Annotated in this window: 13 protein-coding genes; 11 read left to right on the top strand and 2 right to left on the bottom strand. The window is 62.7% G+C overall.

What is annotated here, in order from left to right:
* Positions 1–89: 89 nt before the first annotated feature.
* The 5 genes from BLW55_RS13690 to BLW55_RS13670 all read left to right on the top strand — a co-directional run bounded on the left by BLW55_RS13690 (position 90) and on the right by BLW55_RS13670 (position 6,383).
* Positions 90–1,082 carry a BMP family lipoprotein gene (locus BLW55_RS13690; RefSeq protein WP_025029871.1) on the top strand — a complete coding sequence of 331 codons (993 nt, stop codon included), beginning with the start codon at positions 90–92 and terminating at the stop codon, positions 1,080–1,082.
* A gap of 127 nt (positions 1,083–1,209) precedes the next feature.
* A complete protein-coding gene (locus BLW55_RS13685) occupies positions 1,210–2,592 on the top strand; it encodes a dipeptidase (RefSeq protein ID WP_090329167.1) in 1,383 nt (460 codons plus the stop codon).
* A gap of 16 nt (positions 2,593–2,608) precedes the next feature.
* The gene (locus BLW55_RS13680) at positions 2,609–3,226 is read left to right on the top strand and encodes a ribonuclease D (protein WP_025029873.1); all 618 of its coding nucleotides are present in this window, start codon (positions 2,609–2,611) and stop codon (positions 3,224–3,226) included.
* 109 nt (positions 3,227–3,335) lie between these two features.
* A complete protein-coding gene (locus BLW55_RS13675) occupies positions 3,336–5,564 on the top strand; it encodes a transglycosylase domain-containing protein (RefSeq protein WP_090329166.1) in 2,229 nt (742 codons plus the stop codon).
* A 75-nt stretch (positions 5,565–5,639) separates the two neighbouring features.
* On the top strand, positions 5,640–6,383 hold the full coding sequence (locus tag BLW55_RS13670) for an SDR family NAD(P)-dependent oxidoreductase (protein WP_007010895.1): 744 nt from the start codon (positions 5,640–5,642) through the stop codon (positions 6,381–6,383).
* 37 nt (positions 6,384–6,420) lie between these two features.
* Here the strand turns inward: BLW55_RS13670 and BLW55_RS13665 are convergent, their stop codons facing one another.
* Positions 6,421–6,867: a baeRF12 domain-containing protein gene (locus tag BLW55_RS13665; protein ID WP_090330000.1), complete on the bottom strand. Its 447-nt coding sequence runs from the start codon at positions 6,865–6,867 to the stop codon at positions 6,421–6,423.
* 225 nt (positions 6,868–7,092) lie between these two features.
* On the opposite strand from BLW55_RS13665, the gene cysG reads away from it, so the two are divergent.
* The 6 genes from cysG to rpsU all read left to right on the top strand — a co-directional run bounded on the left by cysG (position 7,093) and on the right by rpsU (position 12,310).
* Complete coding sequence (cysG, locus tag BLW55_RS13660; RefSeq protein WP_090329999.1) at positions 7,093–8,520, top strand: siroheme synthase CysG; 1,428 nt, start codon at positions 7,093–7,095, stop codon at positions 8,518–8,520.
* Positions 8,520–8,828 (top strand): DUF2849 domain-containing protein, encoded by a 309-nt coding sequence (locus tag BLW55_RS13655; protein ID WP_007010891.1) that lies wholly within the window; start codon positions 8,520–8,522, stop codon positions 8,826–8,828. The genes cysG and BLW55_RS13655 overlap by 1 nt, the downstream gene beginning before the upstream one ends.
* A gap of 15 nt (positions 8,829–8,843) precedes the next feature.
* On the top strand, positions 8,844–10,514 hold the full coding sequence (locus BLW55_RS13650; protein WP_090329165.1) for a nitrite/sulfite reductase: 1,671 nt from the start codon (positions 8,844–8,846) through the stop codon (positions 10,512–10,514).
* Positions 10,489–11,256, top strand: coding sequence for a phosphoadenylyl-sulfate reductase (locus BLW55_RS13645; RefSeq protein ID WP_090329164.1), 768 nt, complete (start codon positions 10,489–10,491; stop codon positions 11,254–11,256). The genes BLW55_RS13650 and BLW55_RS13645 overlap by 26 nt, the downstream gene beginning before the upstream one ends.
* Before the next feature lie 9 nt (positions 11,257–11,265).
* The gene (locus tag BLW55_RS13640; protein WP_090329163.1) at positions 11,266–11,787 is read left to right on the top strand and encodes a DUF934 domain-containing protein; all 522 of its coding nucleotides are present in this window, start codon (positions 11,266–11,268) and stop codon (positions 11,785–11,787) included.
* Between the two features lie 295 nt (positions 11,788–12,082).
* Complete coding sequence (gene rpsU / locus BLW55_RS13635; protein WP_007010888.1) at positions 12,083–12,310, top strand: 30S ribosomal protein S21; 228 nt, start codon at positions 12,083–12,085, stop codon at positions 12,308–12,310.
* 105 nt (positions 12,311–12,415) lie between these two features.
* Here the strand turns inward: rpsU and BLW55_RS13630 are convergent, their stop codons facing one another.
* Positions 12,416–12,619, bottom strand: coding sequence for a hypothetical protein (locus BLW55_RS13630; RefSeq protein ID WP_143038440.1), 204 nt, complete (start codon positions 12,617–12,619; stop codon positions 12,416–12,418).
* Positions 12,620–12,736 lie beyond the last annotated feature (117 nt).

Genomic DNA, 12,736 nt, shown 5'->3' with positions numbered 1-12,736 from the left:
CAGGAGCGCTTGAGCGGATCTGCCATTCGAGGCTGCCCGCTCATGTGGCGTAACCAGAAACGCAAGACAACCGACAGGGTGTGGATCACATGAAGCGTATTGTTCTCGGCCTTCTGGCCGCAACCGCACTTTCCGCAAGCGCATTTGCGGATGAGATCGCTCCGGCTCTCATCTACGATCTGGGTGGCAAGTTCGACAAATCGTTCAACGAGGCGGCCTATAACGGCGCCGAGCGGTTCAAGGAAGAAACCGGGATCGAATATGTGGAGTTCGAAATCTCCAACGACGCCCAGCGCGAGCAGGCCCTGCGCCGCTTCGCCGAGAACGGCCGCAACCCGATCGTCATGGCCGGGTTCACCTGGGTCGATTACCTGAAGAAGGTCGCGCCGGAATATCCCGATACCGATTTCACCATCATCGACGATGCGGTCGACGCGCCCAACGTGCGCTCCGTGACCTTCAAGGAGCAGGAAGGCTCCTATCTCGTCGGCATGCTGGCCGCACTCGCCTCGGAAACCGGCACGGTCGGCTTCGTCGGCGGCATGCAGGTTCCGCTCATCGGCAAGTTCGAGTGCGGCTATGTGGGCGGCGCAAAGGCTGCCCGCTCTGACGCCAAGGTGATCCGCAATTACACGGGCGACACGCCTTCCGCATGGAACGACCCTACCAAGGGCGGTGAGATCACCCGCACGCAGATCGACCAGGGTGCGGACGTGATCTATCACGCTGCGGGCGGCACGGGCGTTGGCGTGCTCCAGGCGGCAGCGGATGCCGGCAAGCTCGGCATCGGCGTCGATTCCAACCAGAACGGCCTGCATCCGGGCAAGGTTCTGACCTCGATGGTCAAGCAGGTGGACGTTGCCGTCTACAATGCCTTCATGGACGCCAAGAACGATGCGTTCAGCTACGGCCTTCAGGACCTCGGCCTGGCCGAGGACGGTGTCGGCTATGCGATGGACGACAACAACAAGGACCTCGTCACCGCCGAGATGAAGACCGCGGTTGAAGAAGCCAAGCAGAAGATCATCGATGGCGAGATCGAAGTGCACAACTTCCTCAGCGACAACGCCTGCCCCTACTGAGGCAGCGCAGCGTTTAACTGGACCAATCCGAAGGGCCGCCCGTGCGGCCCTTTTTCCTTTCCTCATCCGGGCCCGAATGTGTTAGGCCGCTTCAACATCTTCTCCGAACAGTCTTCAGGAGCTTTCCATGTCCGATATCGCCCCGGTTCTCGATCAGCTCGATCGTTCCATCGATCAGAGTCTGGAGCGGCTTTTCCACCTTCTGAAGATCAAATCGATCTCCACCGACCCGGCCTTTGCCGGTGACTGCCGCAAGGCTGCCGAATGGCTGGTGGAAGACCTGAAGACAATCGGCTTCGAGGCCAGCGTGCGTGACACGGCAGGCCATCCGATGGTGGTGGCGCATCATGACGGCGAAGGGCCGCACGTGCTTTTTTACGGGCACTACGACGTGCAGCCGGTCGACCCGCTGAACCTGTGGGAGAACGACCCGTTCGACCCGTCTGTCAAGGAGATCGAGCCCGGCCGCAAGGCGATCATCGGGCGCGGGTCTTCCGACGACAAGGGCCAGCTGATGACGTTTGTGGAAGCCTGCCGCGCCTATAAGGCGGTGCATGGCAAGCTGCCCTGCAGGATCACCATTCTGTTCGAGGGCGAGGAAGAATCCGGCTCGCCTTCGCTGCGTCCCTTCCTGGAAGAAAACCGCGCAGAGCTTTCGGCCGACTATGCGCTGGTGTGCGACACCGCCATGTGGGACCCGGAGACGCCCGCCGTCTGTGTCGGCCTGCGCGGGCTTGTCGGAGAGGAAATCACCATCAAGGCGGCGGACCGCGACCTGCATTCGGGCTTTTTCGGCGGAGCGGCGGCCAATCCGATCACGGTTCTGGCCCGCATTCTGGGCGACCTGCATGACGAGAACGGCCGTATCACCGTGCCCGGCTTCTACGAGGGCGTTGAGGAAACACCGGCGGACATCCTGAAAAGCTGGGAAGGGCTGGGCGAGACAACCGAAAACTTCCTCGGTCCAATCGGCCTTTCGAAGCTTTTTGGCGAGAAAGACCGCTCGGCGCTGGAGCTCGTCTGGGCGCGTCCCACGGCGGAAGTGAACGGCATCACCGGCGGCTATACCGGCGAAGGTTTCAAGACCGTCATTCCGGCTGAGGCTTCGGCGAAGGTGTCTTTCCGGCTGGTGCACAGGCAGGACCCGGACAAGATCCGCACCGCCTTCCGCAAATTCGTCGAAGAGCGGCTGCCGTCCGACTGCCGCGTGGAATTCCATCCGCATGGCGGCTCGCCGGCCTTCCAGCTCGATTACGACATGCCGCTGGTGACGAAGGCGCAGGGTGCGCTGAGCGATGAATGGCCAAAGCCCGCAGTGGCGATCGCCATGGGCGGTTCCATTCCGATTGCAGGCGAGTTCCGCCGTATGCTCGATATGGAAACGCTTCTGGTCGGCTTCGGCCTCCAGGATGACCGGATCCATTCGCCGAATGAGAAATACGATTTGAATTCGTTCCATCGCGGCCAGCGCTCCTGGGTCCGCATTCTCGATGCCCTCAGCGGGCAGTAAGCCTGGAAGACACGCCATGACGATCCGATTTCACAAGAACGACCTGCCCGATCTCAGCAACTACGATGTCGATGCCGTTGCCATCGACACGGAGACGCTGGGACTGAAGCCACACCGCGACCGGCTGTGCGTGGTGCAGCTTTCGCCCGGCGATGGCACGGCCGATGTGGTGCAGATCGATGCCGGGCAGAAGAAGGCGCCGAACCTCGTCGCTCTTCTGAAGAACCGCAAGATCACCAAGCTGTTCCACTATGCGCGCTTCGATCTGGCGGTGCTCTATCACAGCTTCGGCGTGATGCCGGAGCCGGTGTTCTGCTCCAAGATTGCCTCGCGCCTCACCCGCACCTACACGGATCGCCACGGGCTGAAAGATCTGTGCAACGAACTGCTTGGCGTGTCGCTTTCGAAGGCGCAGCAGTCTTCCGACTGGGCAGCCGAGGAGCTTTCGCCCGAGCAGCTCGAATATGCGGCGTCCGACGTGCTCTACCTGCATCAGTTGCGCGAAAAGCTGATCGTGCGGCTTGAGCGCGAGAAGCGCACGCGCGAGGCCGAAGCCTGCTTCCGCTTCCTGCCGACACGGGCGAAACTGGACCTGATGGGCTGGGAAGAGGCGGATATTTTCGCCCATAGCTGAGGGTCTCCCGCCGATTTTGTTTAATTTGACTTAACTGCGCCTTAAACCGCTGCCTCTTACTGTGCCCGCATGAAATGTGCGGGTGCAGGGTTGCGGGGTTTGTGAGCGTATGGCGCGCAGGACGAAAAACCGAAGGATCGAGCCGACTTTCGATGCGCCGGCGGCGCGCCGGAGCAGCGACGATCTGAAACTCGGTGACAGCGACCGCGTCGTACCTTCGCGCCAGCGGCGCAAGCCCTCGCCCTCCAGAGGCAAGAGCGCCAAGGGAGCGAAACGCACCCGCCGTGCGAGCCCGCGACGCAGGAGTGGGCGCGGGAGCGGAGGTGGTTTCTTCGGTTTCCTGCGCACCGCCATCTACTGGTCGCTCGTTCTGGCGCTGTGGGGCGGCATCGCCGCTGTCGGCATCACCGCCTATTACGGTGCCAAAATGCCTTCGGCGACCACCTGGGAAATCCCCGACCGCCCACCCAATGTGAAGATTGTCTCGGCTGACGGAGACATGATCGCCAATCGCGGCATGACCGGCGGCGAGGCGGTGGGCCTGCATGAGATGTCGCCGCATATTCCCCAGGCGGTGATCGCCATCGAGGACCGCCGCTTCTACTCGCATTTTGGTGTCGACCCGATCGGCCTTGCCCGCGCCATGTCGGAAAACCTGATTGCCGGGCGGCTGACGCAGGGCGGCTCGACCCTGACGCAGCAGCTTGCCAAGAACCTCTTTCTCAAACCCGACCGCACCATCGAGCGCAAGGTGCAGGAAGTGCTGCTGGCGCTGTGGCTGGAGCAGAAACATTCCAAGGACCAGATCCTGGAGATGTATCTGAACCGTGTCTATTTCGGCTCGGGCGCCTATGGGGTGGAGGCGGCCTCGCGGCGCTATTTCAACAAGTCCGCGCGCGATGTCACGCTTTCGGAAGCCGCTCTTCTCGCGGGTCTTTTGAAGGCGCCTTCGCGGCTCTCGCCGGCGCGCGACCCGCAAGCAGCCGAAACGCGGGCGCAGGTGGTGCTGACCGCCATGCGCGACCAGGGCATGATCGGCGACGGCGAGATGACCACCGCAATGAGCAGGCCCGCCACCCGCGCTGCCGCCTACTGGACCGGCTCGGAGCACTATTTCGCCGACCGCGTGATGGAAGAACTGCCGGGTCTCATCGGTGACGTGAAGGGCGACATCATCGTGGAAGCCACGGTCGATCTGAGTCTCCAGAAACAGGCCGAGAAGACCATCCGCAGCCTGATCGACGAGAAGGGCGGGAAGCTGGCCGTCAGCCAGGGGGCGCTCGTCTCCATCGACACGAGCGGCGCGGTGCGGGCCATGGTGGGCGGCTATGACTATGCCAACAGCCAGTTCGACCGCGCCTCCGAGGCGCGCCGGCAGCCCGGTTCGGCCTTCAAGCCTTTCGTCTACATGGCCGCGCTCGAACAGGGGCGGCGGCCCGACAGCGTGCGCAACGACGCGCCGATCAAGATCGGCAACTGGACGCCGGAAAATTACAAGGGCAAGTATTATGGCCCGGTCACGCTCTCCGAAGCGCTGGCGCGCTCGCTGAATTCGGTCGCCGCGCAGCTTGCCATGGAGGCGGGCCCCAAATCGATCGTCGAGCTCGCCCACCGGATGGGCATCGAATCCGACCTGAAGGCCAACGCCTCCATCGCGCTCGGCACGTCCGAGGTCACGCCGCTGGAACTGACGGCGGCCTATCTGCCCTTTGCCACCGGCGGCTACAGACCCGAGGTCTATTTCGTCCAGCGGATCACCACGCCTTCAGGCAAGGTGCTTTACCAGCATGACAGGCCGCGCATGACCCGGGTGGCCAGCCCCGAGATCATCGGCATGATGAATGCGATGATGCAGGGAACGGTGGACTATGGCAGCGCGCGCGCGGCAAATATCGGCCGCCCGGCAGCGGGCAAGACGGGAACCACGCAGCAATCGCGCGATGCCTGGTTCGTTGGCTATACGGCCAATCTGGTGACGGGCGTCTGGTTCGGCAACGACGCCTCCAAGGCGACGAAGGCGACCGGCAGCTCCCTGCCCGTACCGGCCTGGAAAGCCTTCATGGAGGAAGCCGAGAAGGGCCACCCCGTGAAACGGTTGCCTGGGTCGTGGAGCCCCGGCGCACCGGGCATTGTTGCTCATGAGCCCGCAGCCCGTCCTGTGCCTCAGGCTGCGGTTGGCAGCGGAGCGCAGGCACGTCCCACACCGCAGGCGGCCATTCCAGCCGGCGGCGATCCGGGGCATACGGCCTCGGTCCGCCGCCCCGTACCGCCGGCCGATGTGGGCGGCGGCACACAGAAGAAGCAGACCTCCATCCTCGACATCATTCTCGGAAATTAGAGCCCACCGGTCCGCTTTTGCCTATCGCATTCCCATGCGCTCTCGCTTACATAGGAGCGGAACAGGGAGCAGGGCATGGCCGACGAACGCAAGACACTGGTTTTGACCGGCGCGAGCCGGGGCATTGGTCACGCGACGGTGAAGCGTTTTTCGCGGGAAGGCTGGCGGGTGATCACCTGCTCAAGGCAAGCCTTTGCGGAGGATTGCCCGTGGCCTGCCGGACCGGAAGACCACATCAAGCTCGATCTCTCGGACCAGGAAGACGTGGGCATCGCCATCGCCGAGATCCGCCATCGGCTGGAGGCCAATGGCGGGCGGCTCGACGCGCTGGTGAACAACGCCGCCATCTCGCCCAAGCTTGAGGGCGGCAAGCGCATGAACTCCATCGAAACGCCGATGCATGTCTGGCGTGATGTTTTTCAGGTCAACTTCTTCGCGCCCATCATGCTGGCGCGCGGGCTCTTCAAGGAACTCGGCAACGCCAGGGGTTCCATCGTCAATGTCACGTCCATTGTCGGCAGCCGGGTGCATCCGTTTGCGGGAACCGCCTATGCGACCTCGAAGGCCGCGCTGGTGGCGCTCACACGCGAAATGGCCGGAGACTTCGGCCCGCACGGCATCCGCGTCAACGCCATCGCGCCGGGCGAGATCGAGACCTCCATCCTTTCCCCCGGCACGGAAAAGATCGTCGAGACCATTCCGCTGCGCCGGCTGGGGCAGACATCGGAAGTGGCCGATACGATCTATTTCCTGTGTTCGGATCAGTCGTCCTATGTGTCGGGGTCCGAGATCCACATCAATGGCGGGCAGCACGTCTGAGGCACCGTCTGGCGCCGGCGCCGATACCCGCTCATACCTACTGCATCAGCACTTTCTCAATGTCGCCTACCGTGTGATTGGTGAGTGTCTTGGCGACCTCGCCGATCACCCTGTCTTCCACTTCCTTGTGCATTTCCTTGCGCAATTCGCCCAAAACCAGCGGCGGGGCGACGAGGACGAGTTTGCTGAATTTGCCCTTGTGGGCAAGCTTGTAGAGGCGCTCGGCAACATCAACGGCAAAACGCTCCTTTTCGATGCGGTGCCAGTCCGTCTCATCCACGGCGCTGCGGTGGGCGCCATGACCATCATTGAGGCGTCCCGGCCTGTCCGTGCCCTGCTCGCGGCTTGGCGGATTTTCCTCGTGGATCGTACGCACCACCTGAAGATTGGGGTAGGTCGCATCGCCTTCATTGCGAAGGAACAGTGCCTTCTCGCCATCGGCAACGACAACCCATGCATCGTGTACAAGCCGAAACTCAGCCATATCGATCTCCATTCTTTCCATGGTTTTGAGGAAACGCAGCCTGCCGCTTCCCGTTCCACACGACGGATATGGTATCCAGGAAAGAACGGGGAAGGATTTCCTGCCGAAAAGCGGTGCGGCGAAAAAGCAATCTTGTCGCATACGCGCGACGGCGAGTGTGTTTCTTCTCAACAAACCATGCAAACCGCCATTATTCCGGGCATCTTTCACGAAGGCTCGCGAACCATGGCGACAGACACTCAGAAGCTTGCCGCTTTCCCCGTGTTCATGCGGGTGGAGAACCGTTCGGTTGTCATTGTCGGCAATGGCGACGAGGCGCTTGCCAAGGCGCGGCTTCTCAGCCAGTCGAGCGCGACGCTCACGCTTGTTACCGATGCGCCTGAAAAGACGCTTGCCGACTGGGCCGAGACCAATGACGCCCGTTTGATCAGGGCGCCCTACGCGCCGCGCTATATCGAGAACGCAGCGCTGGTCTTTGCCGCGACCGATGACGAGGCGCAGGATCGCGCCATCGTGGCGGATGCGCGGGCGCGCTCCATTCCCGTCAACGCAGTGGACCGGCCCGAACTTTGCGATTTCTACACGCCGGCTCTCGTGAACCGGGCTCCGCTTGCGGTTGCCATTGGAACCGAGGGGGCCGGCCCCGTGCTGGCGCAGATGGTGCGGGCGCGAGTCGACCAGATGCTCTCCCCGTCGCTGGGCGCGCTCGCCCATCTCGCTACCCAATACCGCGATGCCGTGGACCGGCTCGTGCCGCGCGGGCTCGCCCGTCGACGCTTCTGGAAAGCCTTTTTCACAGGCGATACGGCGCGTGCGGTCGAGCGCGGCGATGTGGCCGCCGCCCGCCGCAGCGCCTCCAGCCTTCTTGCCGCCGGTGAGGACATTCCCGGCCACATCGCACTGGTGGGCGCAGGCCCAGGCGCAGAAGACCTTCTGACGCTGCGCGCGCAGCGCCTTCTGATGGAGGCAGATGTCATCGTCTACGATGCACTGGTGCCGGAGGCCGTGGTGGCCATGGGCCGCCGGGACGCCGAGCGTATCTCCGTCGGCAAGCGCAAGGGCTGCCACACCAAGAGCCAGGAAGAGATCAACGACCTGCTCGTGGCGCTTGGCCGTGACGGCAAACGCGTGGTGCGGCTGAAATCCGGCGACCCGCTGATCTTCGGGCGCGCGGGCGAGGAAATGGCGGCACTCCGGGAAGCGAGCGTTTCCTATGAAGTTGTGCCGGGCGTGACAGCCGCCTTCGCCGCCGCCGCCGATTTCGAACTGCCGCTGACGCTTCGCGGCATCGCGTCCTCCATCGTGTTCACCACCGGGCACGACCTGAAGGGCCGCACCCTGCCGGACTGGGCGAGCCTCGCCGTCTCCGGAGCGACCATCGCCGTCTATATGGGGCGCTCGGTGGCTGCCGATGTGGCCGGACGCCTCGTCGAGGCCGGGCTTTCGCCCGACACAGCCGTGGCCGTGATCGAGAATGCCAGCCGCGACGACAGGCGGCTTCTGCACGGAACGCTGAGCGACCTGCCCTCGCTTGCCGAACGCAGCGAGCTGACCGGTCCCGTGATGACGCTGATCGGCGACGCCGTGGCCGGCGCGAATTTCGAGCGCTCCAAAGCGCTCGCAACCTACAAGCACCAGTTGGAGCGCGCGTGATGAAGATTGTAGCCGCCAATCGCCTGACCGATGGCGAAACCGTGTGGCTTGGCGCCGGAGACCGCTGGGTCGAAACGATCGACGCCGCCCATGTGGCGCAGGACACGGAAGACGAAGCGCGCATCGCCGCTGCGGGCAGTGCCGCGCTTGCCGCCAACATCGTGATCGACGTCACGCTTGTTGACGTGGAGATCGCCGAGGGCCGCATCCTCCCCAAACGCCTGCGCGAGCGCATTCGCGCCGGCGGGCCCTCCATTCACCCAGAAATCGGCAAGCAGGCGCGCAAAGCCGCGCAGCACGCCGCCTAAGCCAGGTCACGTTTCATGTATCGTTACGACGAATTCGACCAAGCCTTCGTGAAAGCCCGCGTTGCGGAGTTCAGCGATCAAGTGAAACGCCGCCTTGCAGGCGAGCTCACGGAAGACCAGTTCAAGCCGCTCAGGCTGATGAACGGTGTCTATCTGCAGCTACACGCCTATATGTTGCGGATCGCCATTCCCTATGGCTCCCTCTCGCCGAGGCAGATGCGCAAGCTCGCCCATATCGCGCGCACCTATGACAAGGGCTATGGCCATTTCACCACGCGCCAGAACCTGCAGTTTCACTGGCCGAAGCTGGTCGACATCCCGCGTGTGCTCGAAGAGCTTGCGGAAGTGGAGATGCACGCCATCCAGACCTCTGGAAACTGCATCCGCAATGTGACGGCGGATCACTTTGCAGGCGCGGCGGCGGACGAGGTGGCGGACCCCCGCCCCTATGCGGAAATCCTGCGGCAATGGTCGTCGCTGCATCCGGAGTTTTCCTATCTGCCGCGCAAGTTCAAGATTGCCGTGACGGGTGCTGCGCGCGATCGCGCGGCCATCGAAGTGCATGATATCGGCCTGCATCTGAAGAAGAACGACAGGGGCGAGCTGGGTTTTGCCGTGTTTGTCGGCGGCGGCCTTGGCCGCACGCCCATGGTCGCCAAGAAAATCCGCGATTTCCTGCCCGAGCGCGACCTGCTCTCCTATGTGACGGCGATCCTGCGCGTCTACAATTTGAATGGACGGCGCGACAACAAATACAAGGCGCGCATCAAAATCCTGGTGCACGAGACCGGCACGGAAGAGCTGAAGGCGCAGGTGGAAAAGGAGTTCCTCGCGCTGAAGGAAAGCGAGCTGAAGCTGCCTGCCGCCGACATCCGCGCCATCGAAACCTATTTCGCGCCGCCGACGCTGAGAGCCCGCCCGGAGGGCGACGCAGCCGTGAGCAGGGCAGTGAAGGCCGATCCGGGTTTTGCCGACTGGCTGCGCCGCAACGCGCACACGCATCGCAACGCCGACTATGCTTCCGTGACCGTGTCGCTGAAAGGCATCGGCGAGGTGCCAGGCGATGCGACCGATGCGCAGATGGATGCGATTGCCGACCTTGCAGAGCAGTTTGGCAATGATGAGATCCGCGTCAGCCATGAGCAGAACCTGATCCTGCCGCATGTGGCGCGGGCCGACCTGCCGGCGGTGCATGCAGCCCTTGTCGAGATCGGGCTGGCAACCTCCAATGCCGGGCTGATCACCGACATCATCGCCTGCCCCGGTCTCGACTATTGCGCGCTCGCCAATGCCCGCTCCATTCCCGTGGCGCAGGAGATTTCCGAGCGTTTTGCCACGCAGGCCCGGCAGGACGAAATCGGCGATCTGCAGATCAAGATTTCCGGCTGTATCAATGCCTGCGGGCATCACCATGTGGGCCATATCGGCATCCTCGGTGTCGAGAAGAAGGGCACGGAGCTCTATCAGGTAACGCTTGGCGGTTCGGCGCGCGAGGGTTCGACCATCGGCGAAATCATCGGGCGCGGCTTTGCGCCGGAAGAAATCACCGATGCGGTGGAGACCATTGTCGACACTTATCTGGCGCAGCGCGAGAATCGCGAAGAAAGCTTTCTCGATGCCTATCGCAGGCTCGGCCCCGCACCGTTCAAGGAGGCGCTATATGGCCACGAAGCCAAGGCAGCTTGATCGAGACTTTGCAGCCAGTGGCGATGCGACCGAACTCGCGGATGCGCTGAACCTGCGTTACGGGCATCTACCGGCGGAGGAGATCATCGCCGTGGCGATCGATCTCTTCGATGACGCCGGCGGCATTGCGGCGACGTCCTCGTTCGGGGCGGATTCGGCGGCCCTTCTGCATTTGATCGCCGAAGCGGAGCCCGGCCTGCCGATCACCTTTCTCGACACCGGCCAGCACTTTGGCGAGACGCTGCAATATCGCGATCAGCTCGCGGAAGATCTGGGTCTTACCAATATCGTGATCGTGAAGCCGCTGGACGATGCGCTCAATGCCGACGATCCCGACGGCATTCTGCACCAGAGCGACACGGACCGGTGCTGCGCGATCCGCAAAGTGGAGCCCATGGCACGCGCCGTCGCGCCTTACCGCGCGTGGTTTACCGGTCGCAAGCGCGGACAGGCTTCAACGCGGGCGGAAATGCCTGTGTTTGAGGCCGTCGGCCCGCGCATCCGCGTCAATCCGCTGGCGCGCTGGACGACCGAGGATCAGGCCGACTACATGCGCCGGCACGATCTGCGGCAGAACCCGCTGGTGGCATTCGGCTATCTGTCGATCGGCTGCTTTCCCTGCACCAGCCCGGTCAAGCCCGGCGAAGACGCGCGCTCCGGCCGCTGGGCCGGACAGGCGAAGACAGAATGCGGCATTCATCTGTCCGGCCTTGAAGCTGCGCTCCCTTCGGCTTCGGGATAGGAGTTTTTCATGAGCAATTCAGACATCCACCTCTGGTCGCCGGAGGGTTTCCGGGAAAATCACTGGCAGAAGGCCGGGGATGCCGCCGCGCTCAACGACGGCGGACGTGTGATCCTGCCGCTGGCGGTGTTTCTCGAACTCGACGAGGAGGTGCGCGAAGATGCTGCGGAACGCATTGGCGTCGAGCTTCAGCCACGGGACGCACTCGACGCGCTGTTGCCGCATCTCAGCCATCTGCCACTGGTGGCGCTCGCCTTCCCCGCTTTCAACGACGGGCGCAGCTATTCCAAGGCGGAACTCCTACGCACCCGCCACGAATATCGCGGCGAAATCCGCGCGACGGGCGATGTGCTGATCGATCAGGTGGCGCATATGTTCCGGGTCGGGTTTTCGACGCTTGAAATCGTCAACCCCCATACGATCAGCCAGCTTGAGGGCGGGAAAGAAGCGGGCATTCCGCTCTACTATCAGCCGGCAGCGAAAGCGGCGGCCGCGCCGGGCTCCTATGCCTGGCGGCGTGTTTCGGCCTGATTTTCCGGGTTTCTTTGACAAAAAGGCGGGATTCCGGCGCTTTTCTGCGTCATTTCATCTCGAAATCCGCCGGTTTCGACCTATATCTCTGCCAAGGGGTGCATTCCGCACAACTTCTGTTATGGTGCGCCCCATCTTGAGTCGCCCCTTTGCCGGGCGCTTTTGCATCTCTGCGCCGGCTGATGCCAGGCCCTTGCACCGATGTGGAATAAGATTGACCGAGAGCTGCCCTTCGCGCTTTCCAGCGCCTTGGCCATGCTCAACCACTGAAACGCCAACTGAAGAAGGAAGTCCATTGCAGGTTATCGTTCGCGACAACAATGTCGATCAGGCCCTTAAAGTGCTCAAGAAGAAAATGCAGCGCGAGGGTGTTTTCCGGGAAATGAAGTCCCGCCGTTCTTATGAAAAGCCGTCGGAGAAGCGCGCACGCCAGCGTGCCGAAGCTGTCCGCCGCGCCCGCAAGCTGGCCCGCAAGCAGGCCCAGCGCGAAGGCCTTCTGCCGAAGAAGCGCCGTGCAGCCTGAGGGCTGACGATCAGGCCTTGCCTGACTTTACCGGATTTTGAAGCAGGGACGGCGCGGCTCAGGCCCCGTCCCTGTTTTGATTCACGGGTTCGGTATGGAAACGGATCAGCCGGCGCGGCGCTCGGCCTCGTCGAGTTTGCCCAGAAGGTCATGAAACTCTTCCGGCATATCGGTATCCAGTGAAAAATGCGGCATCTGGTTCAGAAACCGCGTATTTTCAGGCTGGCCAAGACGCTTTCTGACACTGCGCGCAGTGTCAGCGCGATTTTCGTCGCTCTGGCGCTCCTGTCGTTTTTCGTGTTGCGTCATGTCCTTGCTCAATCGTTTCAAATCGCACTCGGTGGGTTAAACCGCCAAATGGGGATTTGTTCCGAGAATTAAGGAACTTCAGCCACGATCCAAGAACAAGGTAAACTTTTCCTAAAA

The organism is Nitratireductor aquibiodomus, assembly GCF_900105565.1.
GTDB lineage: Bacteria > Pseudomonadota > Alphaproteobacteria > Rhizobiales > Rhizobiaceae > Nitratireductor > Nitratireductor aquibiodomus.
This window is presented reverse-complemented; position numbering and strand designations above follow the sequence as displayed.